General features: G+C 38.6%; 14 protein-coding genes and 3 pseudogenes. 15 read left to right on the top strand and 2 right to left on the bottom strand.

Annotated features, from left to right (window positions below):
• Positions 1-51 precede the first annotated feature (51 nt).
• From MTT09_RS07930 to MTT09_RS07895, 8 genes and pseudogenes are all read left to right on the top strand, one after another.
• A complete protein-coding gene (locus MTT09_RS07930; RefSeq protein ID WP_021084389.1) occupies positions 52-981 on the top strand; it encodes a ribose-phosphate pyrophosphokinase in 930 nt (309 codons plus the stop codon).
• A 206-nt stretch (positions 982-1,187) separates the two neighbouring features.
• Positions 1,188-1,274: pseudogene (locus MTT09_RS07925) on the top strand (hypothetical protein); the annotation flags it as partial.
• A gap of 92 nt (positions 1,275-1,366) precedes the next feature.
• Positions 1,367-1,872: pseudogene (locus MTT09_RS07920) on the top strand (YqhA family protein).
• 92 nt (positions 1,873-1,964) lie between these two features.
• A complete protein-coding gene (gene hemE, locus MTT09_RS07915) occupies positions 1,965-2,987 on the top strand; it encodes a uroporphyrinogen decarboxylase (protein WP_429803443.1) in 1,023 nt (340 codons plus the stop codon).
• On the top strand, positions 2,977-3,891 hold the full coding sequence (locus MTT09_RS07910; protein ID WP_429803442.1) for a radical SAM protein: 915 nt from the start codon (positions 2,977-2,979) through the stop codon (positions 3,889-3,891). The genes hemE and MTT09_RS07910 overlap by 11 nt, the downstream gene beginning before the upstream one ends.
• A 3-nt stretch (positions 3,892-3,894) precedes the next feature.
• Entirely contained in the window at positions 3,895-4,713 is an 819-nt protein-coding gene (locus MTT09_RS07905; protein WP_103596853.1) for a pyridoxamine kinase, read from the top strand.
• Positions 4,714-4,861: 148 nt separating this feature from the next.
• Positions 4,862-5,656, top strand: a pseudogene (locus MTT09_RS07900) (cache domain-containing protein); the annotation flags it as partial.
• Between the two features lie 15 nt (positions 5,657-5,671).
• Positions 5,672-6,826, top strand: coding sequence for a methyl-accepting chemotaxis protein (locus MTT09_RS07895; RefSeq protein ID WP_429803728.1), 1,155 nt, complete (start codon positions 5,672-5,674; stop codon positions 6,824-6,826).
• Between the two features lie 339 nt (positions 6,827-7,165).
• Here the strand turns inward: MTT09_RS07895 and lon are convergent, their stop codons facing one another.
• Both lon and MTT09_RS07885 read right to left on the bottom strand, forming a co-directional pair.
• Positions 7,166-9,583 (bottom strand): endopeptidase La, encoded by a 2,418-nt coding sequence (lon, locus tag MTT09_RS07890; RefSeq protein WP_429803441.1) that lies wholly within the window; start codon positions 9,581-9,583, stop codon positions 7,166-7,168.
• A gap of 8 nt (positions 9,584-9,591) precedes the next feature.
• Positions 9,592-10,239, bottom strand: coding sequence for an outer membrane protein assembly factor BamD (locus MTT09_RS07885; RefSeq protein WP_429803440.1), 648 nt, complete (start codon positions 10,237-10,239; stop codon positions 9,592-9,594).
• Between the two features lie 112 nt (positions 10,240-10,351).
• Here MTT09_RS07885 and fliW point away from each other — a divergent pair, with 112 nt between their 5' ends.
• From fliW to hpf, 7 genes are all read left to right on the top strand, one after another.
• Positions 10,352-10,735, top strand: coding sequence for a flagellar assembly protein FliW (gene fliW / locus MTT09_RS07880; protein WP_103647732.1), 384 nt, complete (start codon positions 10,352-10,354; stop codon positions 10,733-10,735).
• 59 nt (positions 10,736-10,794) lie between these two features.
• Positions 10,795-15,135: a hypothetical protein gene (locus tag MTT09_RS07875; protein WP_429803439.1), complete on the top strand. Its 4,341-nt coding sequence runs from the start codon at positions 10,795-10,797 to the stop codon at positions 15,133-15,135.
• A 123-nt stretch (positions 15,136-15,258) separates the two neighbouring features.
• Positions 15,259-19,596 carry a hypothetical protein gene (locus MTT09_RS07870; protein ID WP_429803438.1) on the top strand — a complete coding sequence of 1,446 codons (4,338 nt, stop codon included), beginning with the start codon at positions 15,259-15,261 and terminating at the stop codon, positions 19,594-19,596.
• Entirely contained in the window at positions 19,590-20,243 is a 654-nt protein-coding gene (locus tag MTT09_RS07865; RefSeq protein ID WP_149711857.1) for a type II secretion system protein, read from the top strand. Before MTT09_RS07870 ends, MTT09_RS07865 begins: the two co-directional genes overlap by 7 nt.
• Positions 20,240-21,166, top strand: a complete 927-nt coding sequence (locus MTT09_RS07860) for a prepilin-type N-terminal cleavage/methylation domain-containing protein (protein WP_429803437.1) — start codon at positions 20,240-20,242, stop codon at positions 21,164-21,166. The genes MTT09_RS07865 and MTT09_RS07860 overlap by 4 nt, the downstream gene beginning before the upstream one ends.
• Positions 21,166-21,609: a hypothetical protein gene (locus MTT09_RS07855; protein WP_429803436.1), complete on the top strand. Its 444-nt coding sequence runs from the start codon at positions 21,166-21,168 to the stop codon at positions 21,607-21,609. Before MTT09_RS07860 ends, MTT09_RS07855 begins: the two co-directional genes overlap by 1 nt.
• An 80-nt stretch (positions 21,610-21,689) precedes the next feature.
• Positions 21,690-22,217, top strand: a complete 528-nt coding sequence (gene hpf, locus MTT09_RS07850) for a ribosome hibernation-promoting factor, HPF/YfiA family (RefSeq protein WP_004317788.1) — start codon at positions 21,690-21,692, stop codon at positions 22,215-22,217.
• The last annotated feature ends 104 nt before the right edge of the window (positions 22,218-22,321 follow it).

Below are 22,321 nucleotides of genomic sequence, written 5' to 3'. Positions count from 1 at the left end.
GCTCATTTTGATAAAATCCCAACATAAAAATCACTAAAAAAGGTTACTATTATGAGAGGCTATAAAATTTTCTCAGGCACCGCAAATATCGAGCTTTCGAAGAAAATTTCGCAATATTTGTCGCTTCCACTAAGTGAAGCTAGCATTAAAAGATTTAGCGATGGTGAGATCAGTGTGCAAATCGGCGAAAGCGTGCGTGGAAAAGATGTCTTTGTCATCCAGCCAACATGTGCCCCAGCAAATATAAATTTAATGGAGCTTCTTATCTTAACTGACGCTTTAAAACGCAGCAGTGCAAGCTCTATAACAGCGATCGTGCCATACTTTGGCTACGCTAGACAAGATAGAAAAGCAGCTCCTAGAGTGCCTATCACTGCAAAATTAGTGGCAAATATGATGCAAACAGCAGGCATCGACAGAGTCGTTACGATGGACCTTCACGCAGGACAAATTCAAGGATTTTTTGACATCCCAGTAGATAACCTTTATGGAAGCATCGTTTTTAACGACTACGTAAAAGCTAAAAATTTACCAAATCCAGTCGTCGCAAGCCCAGATGTAGGCGGTGTGGCTCGTGCTAGAGCCTTGGCAAAAAATCTAAATTTATTAGATATGGTCATCGTTGATAAACGCCGCGAGAAAGCAAACGAGAGCGAAGTGATGAACGTGATCGGCGATGTTAAGGGCAAAGATGTGATCTTGGTCGATGATATGATCGACACCGCTGGCACCATCGTAAAAGCAGCTGAGATTTTCAAAGAGCGTGGCGCAACTAGCGTAATGGCGTTTTGCACGCACCCAGTGCTTAGCGGACCAGCCTATGATAGGCTAAAACTTGGCTTTTTAGACGAGCTAGTGGTGACTGATACGATCCCATTAAAAGAAGAACTCCCTTGTATAAAAGTGCTAAGCACAGCTTCACTCTTTGGCGAAGTGATACGCCGTGTTTATCACAACGAAAGCGTAAATAGCTTGTTTTAGTAACCATTGCAGGCTGGATCTCTGGCCTGCTAAATTTATCCATTTTGGCTAATTGATATTTATCTTTTGGGTTAAATTTCTAGCCCAAAAGACTTAAAATCCTGCTTGTGGCGAGCCTAATCATGAAGCCAAATAAACAAAAATCACAATGAAATCTCGCCGCTAAATTTCTACATGCTAGCCACTAAAATTTAAATAAGTCGTAATTAAGGTGTAGTGCCGATCAGATCCGTGTGGGTGCTGCGACAAATGCCGTCAGGATCGCACAAAAATGGATCACGATGCAGGAGTAGTTTGCATTAAAATTAATTGCGATTTTGCACCTAAATTTTAAGGAAAAAACTATAAAATACCCCCTTTTTAAATTTCATAAAAAGGGTTTTTATTGCGTAAAATATTCGAGAGAATTTTGCTTGCAAGCAACAGTTTCACGCTTTTTCCAGTAGTCTTTGGACTTTTAGGTGCGATCGTGCTTTTCATCATCGCAAGTTATGATGTCGGCAAGGTGCTTTTAGAGGTTTATAAATATTTCTTTGCTGCAGATTTTCACGTTGAAAATTTCCACTCAGAAGTCGTTGGCGAGATAGTTGGAGCGATCGATCTTTACTTGATGGCGCTTGTTCTTTATATATTTAGCTTCGGAATTTACGAGCTTTTCATCTCAGAGATCACACAGCTAAAGCAGTCAAAGCAAAGCAAGGTGCTTGAAGTGCATTCGCTTGATGAGCTAAAAGACAAGCTTGGCAAAGTGATCGTCATGGTTTTAATCGTAAATTTCTTCCAAAGAGTGCTTCCGCAAACTTCACAACTCCGCTTGAGATGGCCTATCTTGCGGCTTCTATCCTCGCACTTTGTCTTGGACTTTACTTCCTTCACAAGGGAGATCACTAAAATTTTAAGCGTTCTTACGCTTAAAATTTCTCCTACATCTTTTCTTTAGCTATTTTTGGATAATATCCATTTAAAAATTTAAAGGAAATTTGATGATTTTTATAGACGCTTGCCTTAAAAAACCTACGCCATACACGCCTGTTTGGATGATGCGCCAAGCTGGCAGATATCTACCAGAATATATGGCTGTAAGAGCTAAAGCTGGGGACTTTTTATCACTTTGCAAAGACTATAAAAAGGCTAGCGAGGTCACGCTTCAGCCAGTTTATATACTTGGCGTTGATGCGGCTATTTTGTTTAGCGATATCCTTGTCGTGCCACTTGAAATGGGTATGGATCTGCGCTTTGAAAAGGGCGAGGGACCAGTTTTTACAAAGCCTTTGCGTGATGAGGCCGCACTTGATGCACTTAGCATCGAAAGATCGGTTAAAAGCTTAGCATATGTCTATGACACGATCAAACTTACAAGAGAAAATTTAGCCAAAGATAAGGCGCTCATTGGCTTTTGCGGAGCACCTTGGACGATAGCTACATATATGATAGAGGGTGGTGGCAGCAAAAACTATGCGGTCTGCAAAAAGATGCTCTATCAAAATCCAGAATTTCTACATCAAATTTTAGAAAAAGTGACGCAAGCGCTCATTCTTTACGTCAAAGAGCAGATAAAAGCAGGCGTCAATGCGGTGCAAATTTTTGACAGCTGGGCGGCTGCACTTGAAGAGCAGGCTTATTTTGAGTTTGGATTTAGCTATATAAACAAGATAGTTGATAGCGTAAAGGCTGAGTTTCCAGAGATCCCAGTCATCGTTTTCCCAAAAGGTATAAGCGGATATATGGATAAAATTTCAGGTAAATTTGACGTTTTTGGCGTCGATTGGAGCACGCCGATAGAGCTAGCAAAAGAAAAACTTAGCCCAAGATACGTCCTTCAGGGCAACATGGAGCCAACAAGGCTATATAGCAAAAAAGCGATCGATGAGGGCGTGGATAAAATTTTAAGCACGATGAGAGGTGCGCCGCACATTTTCAACCTTGGTCACGGGATCTTGCCAGATGTGCCAGTTGAAAACGCAAAATATTTCATAAAAGAGGTTCAAAGAAAAAGTGCAAGATAGCACTGTCGTCTTTGGACCGATAAATTCGCGCCGTTTTGGCATGAGCCTTGGCATCGATCTAAGCCCAAAGCAAAAATCATGCAATTTTGACTGCGTTTATTGCGAGCTAAAGGGCGCAAAGCCGGTTGAAGAGATAGAAAAACCTCAAAGCGTTAATGAAATCATAAGCGCTTTAAAAGAAGCTTTAAAAGCTCATCAAAACATCGATGTCATCACGCTTACAGCAAATGGAGAGCCAACTCTTTATCCGCACTTAAAAGAGCTGGTGGCAAAAGTAAATGAGATAAAAGGCAAGGCAAAAACTCTAATCCTAAGCAACGGCTCAGGTGTGAGGGACCAAAAAATTTGTGAAGCCTTGCAAGGGCTTGATATAGTTAAATTTAGCCTTGATAGCGCCGTGCAAGGCACATTTAAAAAGATAGACCGCAACAAAAGTGGCATAGAAGTTGGAGAGCTTGTAAAAGCGATGGCTAAATTTCGCAAGGAATTTAAGGGCGAGCTTGTGCTTGAAATTTTGGTCGTGGCCGGATTTAACGACAAAGAAGAGGAATTTATGGCGCTTAATGAGGCTATAAATGAGATAGCCCCACACCGAGTGGATGTGGGTACGATAGATCGCCCGCCAGCTTACAATGTAAAAGGCGTTGATGCTAGTAGGCTTGAAGAGCTTGCAAGCAAGATAAAAGGCGTGCCAGTCACCATAGCTAGGGCTCACAAGATAGAGCAAAAGTATGAATTTAGCAAGAGTGAAATTTTAGCCATGCTAGAGCGCCGTCCGCAAACTACGGCAAATGTAGAAGAAAATTTCTCAGAGCACTCAAAGCAAATTTTAAACAGCCTTTTGCAAGACGGCGTGGTTTATCAAACTGACGTTGCCGGCGTTAAATTTTATAAATTGAGATGATAGATGAAGCGAATTTTAACTATACAAGACATCTCATGCGTGGGCAAATGCTCACTCACCGTCGCACTTCCCATAATCAGCGCCCAAGGTATCGAGGCGTGCATCTTGCCAACGGCACTGCTCTCAACTCACACTGGCTTTAAAAATTTCACTTTTCGTGATCTAACTGATGAATTTGACGCTATAACGCAGGTTTGGCACAAAGAGGGCATCAGCTTTGATGGAATTTACACTGGATTTTTAGGTAGTTTTAGGCAGCTTGAGCTTATAGAGAAGGTCTTTGCTGAATTTGACAGCGGCTCTTTGCTAAGGCTTGTGGATCCTTGCATGGGCGATAATGGCAAGCTTTATCACGGGTTTGATGAGAAATTTGTGGCAAAGATGAGAGAGCTTTGCACAAAGGCTCACGTCATCACGCCAAACATAACTGAGGCAAGTTTTATGTGTGAAAAGTCATTTTTAAGCGAGGGATATGGCGAGGATTACATTTTGGAGTTGCTTGATGGCTTGGCTAGTTTTGGCGCGCGAAAGATCGTTTTAAAGGGCATTAGATACAAGCAAAATGAGTGTGGTATCATAGCTTATGATGCAAAGACGAAAGAAAAAGTGGAGTATTTTCACGAGTATTTGCCCTTTCACGCAAGTGGCACTGGAGATATCTTCGCTTCAGTGCTTTTTGGCTCACTTATAAATGGCGAAAGCATGCAAAATGCTATCAAAAAGGCAGCAAATTTTGTGCTCGAGAGCATCAAGATCACGCTAAAAGATAATAATCGCACGTGGTATGGTGTGCAGTTTGAAAAATTGCTTAGAAATTTTTAGCACTTTATGGCAGTGAGTGATTTAAATTTGTGTCATTATAACCCCATAAAGTGACATAGTTAAAACAAAATTTCAGATTTATTTAAATTAATTTTACTTTTATATAAAAAGTTGAATAATTACGCAAATATTGATCAAGGAGTGATTTATGAAGTCTTTAAGGATTAAAATTTCTGTTATTTTGACAGCTGTGATCGTGCTGCTACTAATCGGCGTTAGCCTCATTAGTTACAACATAGCTCGCAACCTATATACAGAAAAAGTTGTGAAAGATGAGCTACCACTAGCTGTCTCTAACGTTGCAGGTGAGATCGGCTATGCCATAGATAAGATCATTAACACCTCTTATCAGATGACTAAAAACGACTATCTTCTCAAGTGGATCGACGAGGGCGAGCCAAAGGACGGATTGGCGACGCTTTTTAGCTACAACACCGACCTTATGAAGGCGTTTAATCTCTCAACGGCAATGTTTGTCTCTGATAAAACTCTAAACTACTACACAAACGACAAAATTTTAAAACAGCTTAGCAAGGACAATCCACGTGATAGCTGGTACTTTGACGTTAAAAATGGCAAAGAGGTAAATTCTCTAAACATCCAAGTCTCAGAAGCTACTGGTTCGCTAACGCTTTATGTAAATAGCAAGGTTGAAAAAGACGGCAAATTTTATGGTGTCAGCGCGATAGGCATGAACCTTGATGACATCGTAAATTTAGTCACTTCAAAAAGCATGGGCGAGGGCAGTAAATTCCTAATGGTTGATTCAAGTGGCATCGTAAAGATAGAAAAGAGCGATAGGGTCGGCAAAGTAAATGTAAAAGATGTCCTTGGCAAAGAGAAATTTGATGTCTTGATGAATAAAAATGGCGGCGTCATCCGTCACTTTAACGGCACGAGAAATTTGATAATTGGCTCAAAATATATCCCAAGCCTTGATTGGTACCTATTTGGCGAGATGGATGAGGATGTGCTTTTAAAAGATTTGCATACGCTATTTTACTCAGCTATCGGCGTTATCTTAGCAGCGATCATTATCTCTGTGATAGTTTCACTTCTAATGTCGTCTTACCTCCTAAAAATCATCCTCAAACTAAAAACAGGCCTACTATCTTTCTTTGATCTACTAAATCACAAGACAAACAAAGCCCAGCCTATAGAGATAACATCTAAAGATGAATTTGGCCAAATGGCAGAGCTAATAAACAAAAACACAAAGGCCATTGAAGATGGTATGAAAGATCAAAGTATCTTCATCCAAAAAGCCAACACCTTTGTAAATGAGATAAAAGATGGCAACTATGAAGCAAGCCTAGAAGCTGATACTAATAACCCAGCTCTAAATCAACTAAAAAGCACATTTAAAGATCTACAACTTGCTCTTAAAAATGCAATCTCAAGTAATGGCAAAGATGTACTTGATCTACTAAACACTTATAAAAACCAAGACTTTACAAAAAGACTTGATGATGATGGTAAGATAGCAAGTGGTATAAACTCTCTAGGCATAGAGATATCTAAAATGCTAAATGACAATCTAAACCAAGCACAAGTACTAGAAGAAAAAGCTAAACTTCTAGCAAGCTCAGTATCTAAAGTAGCAAGCTCAGCAAATACTCAAGCAAATAGCTTACAAGAATCTGCTGCTGCAGTTGAGCAAATGTCAAGCTCAATGAATGCCATCTCTCAAAAGACAGCTGATGTTATAAGACAAAGTGATGAGATTAAAAACATCATAACTATCATTAGAGATATAGCAGATCAAACTAACCTTCTAGCTCTTAATGCTGCTATTGAAGCTGCACGTGCAGGAGAACACGGTAGAGGATTTGCAGTTGTTGCTGATGAAGTTAGAAAACTAGCTGAACGTACTCAAAAATCACTTGGTGAAATAGAAGCAAATACAAATGTCCTAGCTCAATCAATAAATGAGATGAGTGAATCAATCAAAGAGCAAAGTGAAGGCATCAATATGATAAATCAATCAGTTGCTCAAATAGATAATCTAACAAAAGAGAATGTGGTAATTGCAAACCAAGCAAACGAAGTAACATCTGAAGTAGATGAGATGGCTAAAGCTATAGTTGAAGAGGTTAGGAAGAAGAAATTCTAGCTTTTTTATCCAAAGGGGGACAAGGGGACTCGAGTTACGAGGCCGTCCCCTTATCCCCCTTTTTAAATCCTCCAATCCCCTCGCACGTTAGAGGTGCATGCAATGGTGCTGAAGCACAGCATGCAAATTAAAACTCTAGCAAGTTTAAATTTGGCGATGTGTGATATACATGCTTATAAATTTTAAAATTTGCCTAATTTTTTTAGTGTGTCGCATGTGTTATATTATTAATTATTAATTACTTCTATGCACTATATGGCTTTTTACTTGGATTTTAGGATAGTCAAAATTTATAAAATTCCCTAGCCCCAAGTGAGACAAATGGGGCTAGAATAGGGATTATTTTTTAGCTACAAGAGCGTTTTTTAGTACATCATCGATCGTATCTACGGCGATGATCTTCATGTCGTCTTTTACTTCAGCTGGGATATCAACAAGGTCGCGGTCGTAGTTTTTACGAGGTATCAGAGCTGTTTTGATGCCAGCTTTGTGAGCGGCGATGAGCTTCTCTTTTAGCCCGCCGATAGGTAGCACCCTGCCACTTAGCGTGATCTCGCCAGTCATCGCCACATCGTGTCTTATTTTTGTATCAGTAAGTATCGACGCGATCGCCGTTGTCATCGTGATACCAGCGCTTGGTCCGTCTTTTGGCACAGCGCCCTCTGGCACGTGCAAGTGAAGATCGTAGCGTCTATAAACGTCGCTGGCTTCTAGCTTGTGTTTGTCGTCGTCAAATTTTGGCACGATAGTCATTGGCACTTTTAGCTTTTTATTATCGATCAGCACTTTTACCACGCTAAATGCTATCTGAGCGCTCTCTTTCATCACGTCGCCTAGTTGGCCGGTGATCTGCATATTGCCTTTGCCTTGGATCCTTATAGCCTCGATCCTTAGCACGTCGCCACCGACACTAGTCCACGCTAGGCCATTTACCAAGCCGATCTGATCTTTTTTATCCGCTGGCTCTATCTCATAGACCTTTTTCTCTAAAAACTCTTTTAAATTTTTAGCCGTGACACTGATCTTGCCTTCATTCTTTTTAGTTAGGATATTTTTGGCGACTTTTCTTAGTATGTCAGCGATCCTGCGGCGTAAATTTCGCACGCCACTCTCTCTTGTGTAGTCGCTAATTATTAGCTCAAGTGCCTCTTTGCTGATGTTTACATCGCTTGGTTTTAGGCCGTGCTTTTTAAGCTCTTGAGGCAAGAGATATTTTTTAGCGATCTCAAATTTCTCTTGTGGGGTATATGAGCTAAGCTCGATAAACTCCATCCTGTCGCGAAGTGCAGCTGGTATCATGCTCACGTCATTTGCTGTGGCGATGAAGATGATCTTGCTAAGATCGATGTTGAAATTTAGGTAGTAGTCTCTAAATTTATTATTTTGCTCTGGGTCTAAAATCTCAAGTAAAACAGCGGTCGGATCGCCTCTATAGCTTCTGCCAACCTTGTCGATCTCGTCTAAAACAACCACCGGGTTCATCTGCTTGGCTTCTATGAGTCCTTGCACGATGCGGCCTGGCATAGCGCCTATATAGGTGCGGCGGTGGCCTCTTAGCTCGTTTACGTCCTCAAGTCCGCCAAGTGCGATCCTAACTAACTCACGCTTTAGCGCCTTTGCGATCGAGTTGGCGAGGCTTGTTTTACCTACCCCTGGAGGGCCTGCAAAGCATAAAATGGCGCCGTTATTTACCTTTTCGCCAACTCCTCTAAGCTCCAAAAGCTCACGCAAAGCAAAATACTCCTCTATGCGCTCTTTTGGCTTTTCAAGACTGTAGTGGTCGGCATTTAGGTGCTTGCTCACTTCGGCGATAGATGACTTTTTCTTAGCTACATTTTCAAATGGAATTTCAAGCACCCAGTCAAGGTAGCTTTGCAAGGTGTTTGCGTCGGCTGAGTCTGGGTGCATGCGAGAGAGCTTGTCTATTTGTTTTTTGATCTCTTTATAGGCGTCCTCAGCCATAAATTTCTTCTTCGCATCAAGCTTTTTGCGGTACTCTTCAAGCTCCTCTTCACGGCTCGTATCCGCCCCAAGCTCAGCTTGAATTTGCTTTAGTTGCTCTTTTAAAAAGTACTCTTTATTTGTCTTGTCGATCTTTGAATGCACTTTATTTTTGATCTCTTTTTGAAGCTTGTTTGCCTCGATCTCTTCGATGACGTAGTCGATGAGTTTTAGTAGGCGCTGCTCTAAATTTTCTTCGACAAAAAAGCTATAAGCGATCTGTTTTTTTAGGCGAAGCGCACTTGAAACTAGGTCGCAAACTCTGATCGCCTCAGCGCTCTCTTCGATCGTTTTTAAAAGATCAGGTGGGAAAAAGTGGCTAAACTGCGAAAGCTCTCTTACTTTTTCTCGCAAAACTACGATAAGAGCGTCAGTTTTGACCTGTGATGGGCGCTTGACGTGGAGCATATCGACGATGCCACGGAGTGGATTTATACCTGATTGTTTTAAAATTTTACCTTTGTCTATGCCCTGAAATAGCACTTTTACGCGGCCATCAGGTAGCGGCACACGGCGCATTATCGTGCCGATTACGCCTGCGTCATAGATGCCGTCAAAGTCTCTAGCGCCGTCTTGCTGGGGCTTTGTAGGCACGACAAGGATCGGCGTTTCTCCTTGTATGGCTAGCTCAAGGGCTTTTAAATTTTCTTCGTCGCTCAAAAAAAGCGGCGTTATCATAAATGGATATAAAAATAGCTCGTCCTCAACGATAATAGGAATTTCGGTTGGCAAGCTTTTGTTTTCGTTTATTTGCAAAATTTCTCCTATTCAAACAGTTTTCTATACCATGCCACGTCAGGTTTGATAAGATCAGAGCTTCTAAATGGCGACTCTTCTAGCTTTTGCTCGTAAATTTTAGCCGAAACGTCACGGCCAGTTCTCTTGTAAAGATCTGCTATTTGCATATCTAGGAAGTAAAGCGCTAGTTTAAATTTGATAAGCATAGTCTCGATAAGTGGCTTATACTCGGTGTTTGGATACATATAAAGAAATTTCTCGATCTCAGTTACGCTATCTTCCATTAGCTTTTGGTTGCGGTTTGGCTGGGTAAATGAGTCAAAATTTGCTTTTATCTTTAGATACTGGGCAAATTCTGTTTTTGGGCCGTTATCGCCGTATCTTTTGATGTATTCATCAAGATAGTGATTTGCCATTAGATACTCTTCGTCATTTGCGTGAGCTTGGGCAAGGATGAGTAAAATTTGCTCCAAAAGCGGGCTTGCTACGTGCTCGCTAGCCATTGAAACGTAGTGTTTATCAGCTGACTCCAGATCGCCATCTTTTATGTCAGCGATGACCTGAGAGTACCACTCGTCTGGGCTTAGGTTGTAAAGCTCGGTGTATTTTTCAGCACAACCGCTAAAAAGCCCTAAAAGAGCCACAACTGCTAGAAATTTAGAAAATCTTTTCATGCTTTTCCTTAAAAAGTTTAAATTCACGTATTCTACATTTTTTGCCATTATTTTTGTATAAATTTTTTAAAACTATGCTAAAATAAGGCAATTTTACAAAACAGGAGTTAGTATGATTTTTAGTGTTAAAAGCCCTATTTTAGGCTTCGAGCATATCAAGACGATGGAACTGATTGAGCTCGACAAATTTTTTGTTAAGCTGGCAAGCAAAGATGACGAAACATCTTTTACTATGATAAATCCTTTTGCATTAAGAAGCTACGAATTTGACATACCAAGTTATTATGAAGAGCTTATGGAGATCAAAGAGAGCTCACAACTTAGAATTTATAACATCATCGTGGTTGCGCTTCCGCTTGAGAAATCAACCGTGAATTTCGTAGCTCCTATCGTTTGTAATATGGACAATATGACCTTGTCTCAAGTGGTTTTAGACGTTACAAAATATCCACAATACGGACAAGCTGAGATGATAGAAAATTTTATACAAAAATAATTTATAACTAAATATTTTTGAAAATCAAGGATTGATTTTTTCCTGCTAAGGAGGTAGCGTTGAAGATCGTATATCTACTTTGCTTTATAGCTATATCTAGCTGGTGTGTACCAAGAGATTGCACGCCAGCTGAGGCAGCTTCTATAAGCTGCAACGTCGGTGCTGACCAGTTTTGCTTGATAGATGCCGAAGAGTATCAGGGCGGAGCTTCAAAAAATATCCCACACTGCATAAAAACCTTTCCTAGAACTTGGACGATAGATAGTGAAGAATTTGCCTCAAATTTAGCACAAGATCACTATCATCTATATGTCACAGGAAACCCAGGAGTAGAACACGACTTATTTGTTGCATTGGATGATAAAGCACTAGGAGTAAAACAAAGAGCGATAAATGGCAATCTAAATACAAGAGTAAATGGCGATATGGTCACCATTGGCGCCACTGTGATGATCCCACAAAATGGCGGATATGATTTTAACCAAGACGCAACAAAAACATCGTCAATCACTGCTAATAAAGGATATGTAAATGATGGCGGTTTTGGCGCTAGCAACTATACGCAGTGTCAAGATGATTTTGTTTATAATCCAAACAAATTTAGCTATTGCAAAAACTCAGCCTCATCTAAATTTGATTTTAGTGATAAAGGTACTTTTGTAGATGGCAACCTTACTGGTGCAAATGTCATCTATGCTAGACTCTACTGGGGCGGCTCAGCCTATCAAAACTGGATGGTCTCAAATGGGCCAAATTTCATCCCAAGTGCTCTAAAGTACATAAAAGGATATAGCAGGATAGACTTTAAAGCACCAAATATGCCAGTAGTCACCATAGACGCCAAGCCAGAAGATATATTTTGGATTGGCTCATTTAGTGAGTACCAACCAAAGTCAATGACAGATCAAGTATTTAAATATATAAGAGGAGATGGTGATGAGAGTTATAAATACGCAGTAAAATCTAGTATAAACTACATATACTCAGCAAGTGCAGATGTGACGGATATAGTAAAAAAGAGCTTGGGTTTAGGCGATGCAAATAGGACATTCTCTGCTGGAAATATAAGATCTACTACAATGCCTATTAAAAAAGATTATTTAGATCCAAACAACGATAGAGAATTTTATAATGCAAATAGCAAGCTTTTGCACTTAGACGACAGGCAAACAATAGGTTCGCTACTTTTTGCACCTGTAGAGAATAAAAAAAATAAGCATATAGGATGCGAAGAAAAGTGTAAAGATGGCTATTGGGGGTTATTTATAGCTCCGCAGTTTGCAGCTTGGGGTTTAGTTATCGTCTATAACTATGACGATAAGACCGCTATAAAAAATAATATAGAGCCAAAGGCAGTTAGTATATATGACGGTCTTGCAAAGTTAGCTCCAGATCTATCTAAAAAAAATGACCCAAAAGGTACAACTATACTAACTAGCGTAGAAACTAATTTTGACAATCTTTACACACCAAAAGCAGGAAATATAGATGCGGCTCTTACGATGTTCTCTTTTGGTGGCAAAATAGAAGTGGGTAGCGAAGATATAAAGATAAAAAAAGATAATAAATATGAAAGCATAACAAATGAAAGAAACAAAAAAGGTGAACAGTTTAACTCCACTATGACAAAATTTGGCCAGCCCATAAATCCAGGTAGAGCCTACAATAACTTGGTTGATCTAGATATATTTGACATATCAGATAAAATTAAACCTGGGCAAAATAAAGTTGATATAAATTTTACGGTCGCAACAAAAAGAACATCGGTGGTAAGTATAGAACGTATATATTTAGCGCTTGCTGGCTTCTCTACTCGTATATATAGGCCAGAAGTTTGCTATGTAGAGGATTTGTATTATCAAGAGCCAGGTAAGGTCGAGTTTAAAAAAGCAAAAAAAACTGAGATAAAGCAGAAAGGAAAAGTGGTAAACGAGATAATAGAGGCAAAAGATATAAAAAAGGGCACTATACTAAAATTTGTCGTAAAAGTAATGAATGAGTCAAAAAATGAAGATGCTAAAAACTTTGTGTTAAAAACCATTATTGATCCAAGCCAAAAATATGAACCAAACTCAACAACTATAGTTAAGACAACGGAAGTACCTGGCTATTCTGATAGTATGCCAGGACGTGAGCACTACAACGACAACACTGGTTTGCAACGTTTTATTGGCAATAGCCTGACCTTTTTTTTAGGAAAAGATGCTATACCAAATAAAGGTGGAACAATAAAAAGAAACGGAGGCGACTATACATACGTTGTATATAAAACTAAAGTTGGGAATAAATTTAATGAAAATAGCTATAAAGCAACAGTTACAGATCCTATTACAAATTTGGAGCAATATGACACATATATCAAAAAATGCCATCCATATGACATAAACATAACAGTGAAGAAAGAAGACAAACCAAACGACTTTATACCAAGTAGCAAGCCAGATGACGGCACAGGGGCTTTTAAAAATAGACTTTTAACTCAGATAGTCTCAAAGCCATTTGATATCTATATCACAAACTACGGAGAAGATGGTAAAAAAAGAGCACCAGACTCCCCAGTGGAAGTAAAGGTTGAGTTGGTTACGTCATGCGACGCCACATCAAATTTATATGAAAAAAATATAAATTTTAGCGATAAAGAGAGTGAGGTTTTATTAAAAGATATTAAAGTAGATAGGGCTTATAGCACTCTTAAATTTAGAATTTCTCATCCTAACCCTAAGAAAAAAACAGATCCTACAGCACCAGATAAAATCACAGCATGTGAAAATTTAGATGATTTTGCCGTTAGACCAAGCCACTTTAGACTCTGGGACAATGAGGCAGGTACTATTATGAGTACTTCAACAAAGTCTTTTACTGGCGGCGAGACATATAATGACGCCATTTCGCTTGCTGCTATGAAGCCAAACGATAGCGATCTAGCAAGAGGCTATGCAAATAGTCTACTTGCAAGCCTTGTAGCTAAAAATGGTAATATCTGTAATGCCATTTTAGATAGCAAAAACAGGCTAAATGTAAAATTTACAGAGGCAAGCGGAGGACTTGGCAAGATCACACGTAGTGCAAATAGCAACGATGGCTTTTCATACTCAGATATAGGTGATACAACTTTTTATGTAGTAGATAGCAGTTATACTTCAACAGATCAGCACGCTTCCCCAAGAGGCGATGACTGTGTAAAAAAATATAGAAAACCAGTGCTTGATCCAAACAACCCAGCAGATGATCCAGATGGTATCGGTAGAGTTAGCTGTGATATCGAGCTTAAAAAAGAAGGCAATGTCACATTTCAGTTTATCCCAGAAGATATGCAAATAAGCAATTTAAAAATCATAAAAGACGACGACGTGACTTATCTTGACAATGACGGCATGCAAAAAGTAAAACTTAGTTTTGATGTGACTGCAAAACTATCTGATACATTAAAAAATCTGCATCCAGAGCTTTATGGCGACTATAGATACTCAGATGAAAAATATCTACCTGCAAAGTTTTATGTCGATGCTTGCTATGCAAATGAGGCTAATTTTGAGCTAAAACTGCATAAAGTCCCTTTAAATTTCACAGATAACAACGGCAATGTTGGCACACTTGAAAAGGCAAATGAAGAAATTTTGTTTTTTGAAGTTCTTGGATCAAATACTAAAAAATTAACTGATCCTAACGCTAAAAAAGGTATGTTTTATATTAAAAAAAGTGCTTTTGAAGAAGGCAAGGCTAGCGCTGAGGTATTTTTTAACTTCTCTAGAAAAGTAGATCACGCTAAAAACCCTTTTACGGTATCTAGCGATGATTTTAATCTTGATAATTTAGATAGGATTATAAATTCTAAGTCTTATAAATATGAATCTCCAGCCAAAAAAACATCGGCAAATTTCTACTATGGCAGGGTCTATGCGCCTTACTACGAGGGTCCTGCAGATGGATTTTTTGCCAAAATTTATTATGGTGCATATTGTGATGATTGCGACAAAGCTACATACTTAACAAGCGGTACTGGTATATGGCAAGCTTTTCCAGCGGCTACTTCATGGTATGTAAATCCTTCACATAAAGTAGGAGTGCTTAAATTTGATGATTTTAGCTTTTCTAATAATACAGTTTTAGGAAATAATGTAAGTGCTGTAAATAATGGCGAACAACTAATTTTCGTAAGCAACCAAAAGCCAGTTAAAGACATAGCAAAGATGCATGCAAATATGTGTCTAATATATAATGAATTTAATAAAGATGCTACAACAAATGATTTTACATTAAAATTTCTAGTGCCAGATGGCAACTGGGCTGGTAAGACGCTAAAAGAAGGCTCAGAAAAGGGCGATGTCGGAAATGTAGTGGGCGCTGATGGAAATTTTAAAGACCTAAGCAAGAAGACAAATAGGAGAATTTCTTGGTAGATTCTAATCATCTTTTTATAGATTTTAAATTTCAAAAAATAAGCATACATTTAGAACCAAAAAGATATACTTGCCCGCTAAGGCAAGATGCCACTATGTTAGTTACATTACGGAGATTGTAATTTGAAAATTCTTTTTTTATTCCTATTTTCTTTTATCTATGTTTTTGGCGATGTTGATCCTGATGCTCTTGTATTGCCAGCTAGTGTCGGTGAGTGCTCCACAGAGCAAGCGGCAAGCTGTAACGGAAAAGTTTGTAAGATCGACTTTGATGGTATGAAACACTGTGTTACGCCTGCTCAAGATACATGGGTGGTATATCCTAAAGATCCAACTTCAAATGATAGCCAATCAGTAACACTAGACGGATATCTTGATAATAACAATCCAGACAATACACTTAGTAAGCAAGATAAATTTACAAGAATTTTTGGTGATATGGACGTTATCGGAGCCAGTGTTATCATGCCAAGGGTACTTGGCTATAACTTTGATCCAAAGGCAAGTGCTGCTGGAGGCGATCCTTTGGTTGAAACCTCTCAGATTATAGAAAAGGCATATGTCAATGAAGAGTCGAGCCTAGCTGGTAGGAGATTTAAAAACTCATCTCGCGCGACTTTTAAATTTGAAAATAAAAGTGAATTTGAACGAAATAATATAGATGGTAAAAAGATAAAATACGCAAGACTCTACTGGGGCGGTGCCATATATGGTGAACGAACTGCAGAATACCAGCTACTAAAGAATTTATTTGAAGATATTTTTGGCTACTCAAGCGTTAAATTTAAAACACCAAAAGGAATATACACTGTAAAAGCTGATTATGATGATATCAAGTGGGAGAGTTCATTTACTTCTTATAATAAAAACTCAGTGCCAAGAGATACTTACTATCCATACTGCTATCACAAAGATCACCCAAATGATACTGCCTATGCAAATTGGTGCGGTGATCCAAGTGGCAATTACAAAGATGCAGTTCACTATAATACAGCTGACCCAAACAAAACAGCCCAAAGATCAAATTTAGGTGCAAGAAGTGGTGCATCGTACTTTGTCTATCAAGCAAGTGCTGATGTAACTAAACTAGTACAAGATAGCCTTGGTACAACTGAGGCTGGCAGGACATTTGCAGTTGGTAATATCGCATCAACCATCTTTAAATTATCTAGGAACTACAACTATAATGTAACGATAAGTAATGAAACAAGGACTTTAACCTTATCTTATGGTGCGGTTTTATATGGTGATGGAGGCTGGATATATAGCTATGTGCCATCTCAGTTTGGTGGTTGGAGCTTAGTCATAGTTTATGACTTTGGCGAGAAGGTTGGAGAGACAGAGCACATAAAACCAAGGGATGTTAATATCTATAGTGGTATGGCAAATATCTCGCCTAATGTCGAAAGAAACAAAGTATTGAAAAGTGCACAAAAAACAGAGATAAATTTAAAATTTGAAGACTTTTTTACTCCATCTGCTGGAACTATAGATTCTAGTTTGGCATTTATGGGTTTTGGTGGACGCAAAGAGATCACAGGCGAAGATATAATGATAAAAAAGAAAGATGGTCCATTCGAGAGTCTTTTTACTGCCGCATCTCCGTCAGGATTAAATTTACAACACAATCAGTTTGACTCATCTATAACGAGATTTGGCAAACTTGCCAATGTAAATAAAAAATATAATGCAATGATGGATCTAGATATATTTGATATATCAAATTTCATGTCACATAGGCAAAGTGAGGTTGATATTAAGTTTAATGTAAAGGCTGAAAAGATAGGTGACAATATCCAAGGTGATAGGATAAATCTTGGAATGGCTGGTTTTTCAACGATACTTTATGACCCTGAAGTTTGTTATGAAGAAACAATCTCTACTACTAAACAAAGTATAAATGCAGAAGGCAGAACTATATATACTGATGATATAGAAGTAAAAAAGGGAGGGGAGGGTACTACTTCGGTAAAACCTGGAACCTTGATAAAAGTTTTAACTACTATAAAAAATAAAGGCAATGAAGATGCACAAAAGGTTCAAGTAAAAGTCAATATTGATCCTAAATTTATGAGCTATGTGGATAAATCTGGTTGTACGGAAATTTTTAAACCTGGTGGATCAACCGTAGCATGCCCTATGGATGATAATGGAGCGCATTATTTTAAGAAATTAAGTGATTATAATCTAAGGTATTACGTCGGCCAAGACGCTAGTAGCTCTCAAGGTGGCAAAATAGAAAAATCATTTCGATATCCAACGGATATTAGATTTGTAGGGACTGTAAGTGCAAATTCTGAATATCGCAAGATAGAGTATGAAGCTGAATATGAAAGTATTATCGCTGGCAAGACCATAAAATATAAAGGCAAGATAAATGAATGTGTACCCAAAAACTACAACTTAACGGTAACTAATGAAGGGGAAAATAACTTCTATCCGCGAAGTAAAGCAGATGACGCAGGTCCAAATTTTAAAAATAGGCTTTTTACAAAGATAGCAAACAAGCCTTTTGATATCACGATATCAAACTATGATAAGACTAACGGGGCTTTAAAAGCACCTGACTCAAATACCGACGTGACGTTAAAGCTAGTGACTGATTGTAGTTCAAATAATTCGGTCATACATGAAGAAACTTATAATTTTACTACCGCAACGCATACCCTTACAAAAAGCGTAACAGTGCCGATACCATATCCATCTCTGCACGTAAAGCTTAGTTATCTTAATAAGCTTACAAATTTAACTGATGAAAAATGCGAAGACTTTGATACTTTTGCTGTTAGACCAGCCAAATTTGATATTTATGATTCGCCTAATGGCCCTATGATAGGCGGTAAAAGCCATACTGATTTTATAATCGGTGCTTATGATGCTAAAGGGGACCTTACAAAAGGATTTATAAGTACAGCAAGTAGTGATATAAAGGCTGGTGATGGGGCGCAACTACTACCTAAGGTATTTGCTGGCTGCACTCTACCAGCAGATCTATCAGATAAGGATAGCAGAGAAAATAAATTTGAGATAAGCTTTAACAACCCAAATAAGGCTATCGGAGTTATTACAAATATTAGCACTAACAAGGTAGGACTTTCTTTCTCAGACATCGGAGATACAAATTTTTATGCTATGGACTCAGTTTATACAAGCGTAGATCAAGATACAGATCATGGAGATGACTGCGTAAAATCGTATAGTAGAGACTCTAGGAAAAACCGAAATAATCCACTGGATTTATACAACAATGATTTATCAATAGATCCAAATAATCCAAGTCATGATCCAGATGGCATGGGTAGGATAGGTTGTAATATAGTGTTTGAAGAACAACACAATCAACTAAATTTTATCCCAGAATACCTTGATGTGAGTGATTTTGAGATCATATCAAGTGACTTTTCATATATATCAAATGAAGAAACTTTGTGGTCTCCGACATTAAAATTTAAAGTAAAAGCAATGTTGTCTAATGAAAATCCAAGAGCTTCTGGCGACAACACAGCACGTCTTTATAAAAGCGGCTGCTATGCAAGTAATGCTGTCTTTAATATAAAGGTAGGGGATATCATACCTAACTATATAGACAACAATGGGTCAAAATTAAGCAGTGGTGAAGATGGTGTTAAAAAGCTAAATAGTGAGATACTATTTTTCGGTACTACTGATCAAAATGCGATTGTTCAAAAGCTAAAAGCATCGCCTCATGATGGTGGTTATATGGTAAAAAAAGAGGCTTTTAGAAGTGATGGCACAGCTGAAATAGGTCTCAAATTTAACTTCAAGCGTGAAAAAAATGTAGCCAAAAATCCTTTTGAGGCAACAAGTGATATATTTACTTTTACAAAATTAGCCGAAGATGAAAATAGCATAAACAAAACAAAAGGTAGTCAATACTTAAAACCAACTAGGAAAACATCTGCGAAATTTTACTACGCTAGGACATACGCGCCTTACTATGAGGGACCAAACACTGGCTTTAAGGCAAAAATTTACTACGGAGTGTATTGTAATGGTTGCGATGAGAGTAAATTTATGTTGCAAAAGCCAGGATCAAGCGCTCGCTGGGAGGAGTTTGCAGGTACGCACTCATGGTATGTAAATCCTCTTCACGATGCTAGTTATGGCAATGTCGATAGTTACACCTTTTCAAATCACACTACGCGAGATACAGCAAAAGAGACGGCACTTAGTGACGGCATCAGCTACATTTACGTAAAAAATGACCGAGCTGTTACAGATATAGCCAAGATGCATACAAAAAACTGGCTTATATATAATGAATTTGACAAAGATGCAGCGACAAATGATTTCACAGTGAGATTTCTCGTGCCAAATGGCGACTGGGCTGGCAAGACGCTAAAAAGTGGCTCTGGCAAAGGTGATGTGGGAAATGTCATAGGTGGCGAAAACAACTTTAACGATCTAAGCGATAAGACAAATAGGAGAATTTCTTGGTAAAAAGAGGCTTTTCTCTTATAGAGCTTATCCTCTCGATAGTCGTTGTGGCGATCATCAGCACGTCGATACCGCTTGTACTAAAGACCACATCTGAGCTAAATCAAAAGGCGGTTACGCAAGAGAGCTTGATGAATGCTAAGACCTACATGGGGCTTATCTTAAAAGCTCCTTTTAGCGACAAGGTCATAAAGGTCTCAACAAACATTGGCGGCAGTAGCGCTGAGACAGCCTACTTTTTTCCTATCATCTTAAAGCCAGGTGATCATAGAAACGAATTTTATAAGATAAATAAAATAACAGGCGATGGGCATAGAGTTTTTGCCTATGAAAATTCACCAGATCTAGCACCTGATGCGGCAGTGAGGTCTGTGGATTACTATGGCAGAATATTGGATAAAAATTTAAACACAACAAATCAAAGCAGAGACTATATAGTTGGCTCAGACTATAATGTAATTGTGAATGAGAGCAATGGCTGGTTTAAGCCAAAATTACCATTAAAAATAAAAAGCAGTGACGTAAAAGAGATAATTGTAACTGCTACTTCATATAAAAATGACACAAAACAAGAGACGACATCGGTGTTAAGAGCCTACGCTTTTAACCTAGGTGAGGGTGGCTCGCTAAATACGAAAGCGTGGAAATGAAAAGAGCCTTTACGCTTCTTGAGCTTGTAGTCGTCATCGTCGTACTTGGTATCATCGCTATGATGAGCTTTAACGCCATAATGAACATCTACTCAAACTACTTTCAGACAAAGACAGTAAATGAGCTCGAGACGCAAACAGAGATCGCATTGGAGCAAATTTCAAAGAGGCTAGAGCACCGTATAAAGCCAAGCGTGATCGCTAGAAAAACTGATGGAGCTTTTTTGGCGCTAAATGATAGCGGGGTAAATTTAAATGCCGAGTATGAAATTTTAGAATTTATCCCCTATGCGTATGAAATTTTTAACGATGTGCCTTCTGGTAATAAAGCAGGCAGATATAGTGGCTATGCGGATCTTGCTAAGAGCTCACCAGCAACTGGTCTGATAAGTCCTGGAAGTAATTTTTCTACCGAAGTTGTTGAAACCATAAAAGATCTAACTTGCAGGGAAGATACAAATGTCACTTGTGTTGATTTTAAAGATAAAGATGGTGGCGTTGTAGCGATATTTTCTGATGTTTATTACAATGTGCAAGATTCTTTTGGGTATAAAGGTATTTCAAATTTAGACATAGCAAAAGTTGGCGTAAAAAGCACTGATGGCGATACTTTAGAAATTTCAGGTTTTGCTAACAAGCAAATTTCAGAGCAGTATCATCTAGCCTACACAGCAAATGCCATAGTGCCAGAGCAAAGCGCTGATCCAAAAGATACAGCAAACGGCGTCTTTGATCTAAATTTATACTACGACTATCGTCCATGGATGGGAGAAAAATATAAACAAAATGGCGAAAAAGCAACCCTTGCCAAAAACGTTACGAGGTTTGTTTTTACTGAAAAAAATGGCGTCATCGTGCTAAAACTTTGCATGAGGGCAAAAAACTCAGAGGTAACCATCTGCAAGTCAAAGGCGGTCTATTGATGAGGAGAGGTTTTACACTCATTGCGGCGATATTTTTTGTGGTTATCGCAAGCTCTATTTGTATGCTGGCTCTTTCGATCGCTAGCACTTCAGTTAAGCAAAATAGTGAAATTTATCTAAGAGAGCAAAGTGAGCTAGTAGCTCGCGCAGCAACTGAGTACGCCATGCTAGCTATCATAAGCAATGACTTTAGCACCACTTGCCTAGGGAAGCAAAGCAAAAATGCAAGTGAAGACAATCCGATAAGTGGTGAATTTGGCGACCTCTTTACCTTTAAAGTATATGTAAAATATTTTGGCGATATGGGCATTTGCTCTGGTGACGCAGTGGCTGCTACCGGAGTAAATCAAGGCACAATAATGCTAGATGTCTTTGTCAGCTCAAAACCGGGGAAAGCCTCAAATCCTATAAATTTTCACAAACGAACTCTTCAAAAACTTTAAAATTTTATAAAGATTTTACTTTAATTTGCTTTTAGTTTCGTCGTGTTATAATCATCTTACTTTCTATAAAGGAGATTGCGATGAACATAAGCATTGTAGGAAAACAATTTGAACTAACAGAGCCCATCAAAAACTACATCCAAGACGCTTTTGATACCCTTGGCAAGTACAACCTTGACATCATCTCAGCAAGATGCGTAGTAGGAGCAGATGAAAAGCAAGGCAAAAAGGGCTTTAATGCAGAATTTTCTCTAAATATGGCACATAAAGACACGATAGTCGTTCGCCAAAAAGATAAAGATCTTTATGCGGCGATAGATCTTGCTATCGAAAAGGCTTCAAAAGTTTTAAGAAGAGAGCACGATAAGAAATTTACCGTAAAAGGCAAGGCTGATGATAAAGAATTTCGCTCAAGAATAGGCGAAGAAAAGATCGAAGGTGTCGAGGAGATCGTGCCTATGGAGCTTGAAATTTACAAACCTCTTGAGGTAGAAGAAGCACTTGATAAACTAAAATCAAGTGATAAACAATTTTATGTATTTAACGACGTCGATGCCAAAATGCGCGTCATTTATAAAAGAACAGACGGAACTTTTGGTCTATACTAAAACTAGGGGCACTTTGCCCCTAAATTATTTTTAATATAATTTCTCTAATCTTTAGTTATTTAAGCTATTTTTAAATGATTGCTAACTATAATACGACTTCTTTT

The sequence above is a fragment of the Campylobacter concisus genome (genome assembly GCF_050447505.1).
Classification (GTDB): Bacteria; Campylobacterota; Campylobacteria; order Campylobacterales; family Campylobacteraceae; genus Campylobacter_A; species Campylobacter_A concisus_BP.
This window is presented reverse-complemented; position numbering and strand designations above follow the sequence as displayed.

What these genes read in the sequence shown, in the direction of transcription:
- MTT09_RS07930 (WP_021084389.1), top strand. Translation starts at nt 52, where the DNA reads ATGAGAGGCTATAAAATTTTCTCAGGCACCGCAAATATCGAGCTTTCG.
- hemE (WP_429803443.1), top strand. Translation starts at nt 1,965, where the DNA reads ATGATTTTTATAGACGCTTGCCTTAAAAAACCTACGCCATACACGCCT.
- MTT09_RS07905 (WP_103596853.1), top strand. Translation starts at nt 3,895, where the DNA reads ATGAAGCGAATTTTAACTATACAAGACATCTCATGCGTGGGCAAATGC.
- MTT09_RS07895 (WP_429803728.1), top strand. Translation starts at nt 5,672, where the DNA reads ATGGATGAGGATGTGCTTTTAAAAGATTTGCATACGCTATTTTACTCA.
- MTT09_RS07885 (WP_429803440.1), bottom strand. Translation starts at nt 10,239, where the DNA reads ATGAAAAGATTTTCTAAATTTCTAGCAGTTGTGGCTCTTTTAGGGCTT.
- fliW (WP_103647732.1), top strand. Translation starts at nt 10,352, where the DNA reads ATGATTTTTAGTGTTAAAAGCCCTATTTTAGGCTTCGAGCATATCAAG.
- MTT09_RS07860 (WP_429803437.1), top strand. Translation starts at nt 20,240, where the DNA reads ATGAAAAGAGCCTTTACGCTTCTTGAGCTTGTAGTCGTCATCGTCGTA.
- MTT09_RS07855 (WP_429803436.1), top strand. Translation starts at nt 21,166, where the DNA reads ATGAGGAGAGGTTTTACACTCATTGCGGCGATATTTTTTGTGGTTATC.
- hpf (WP_004317788.1), top strand. Translation starts at nt 21,690, where the DNA reads ATGAACATAAGCATTGTAGGAAAACAATTTGAACTAACAGAGCCCATC.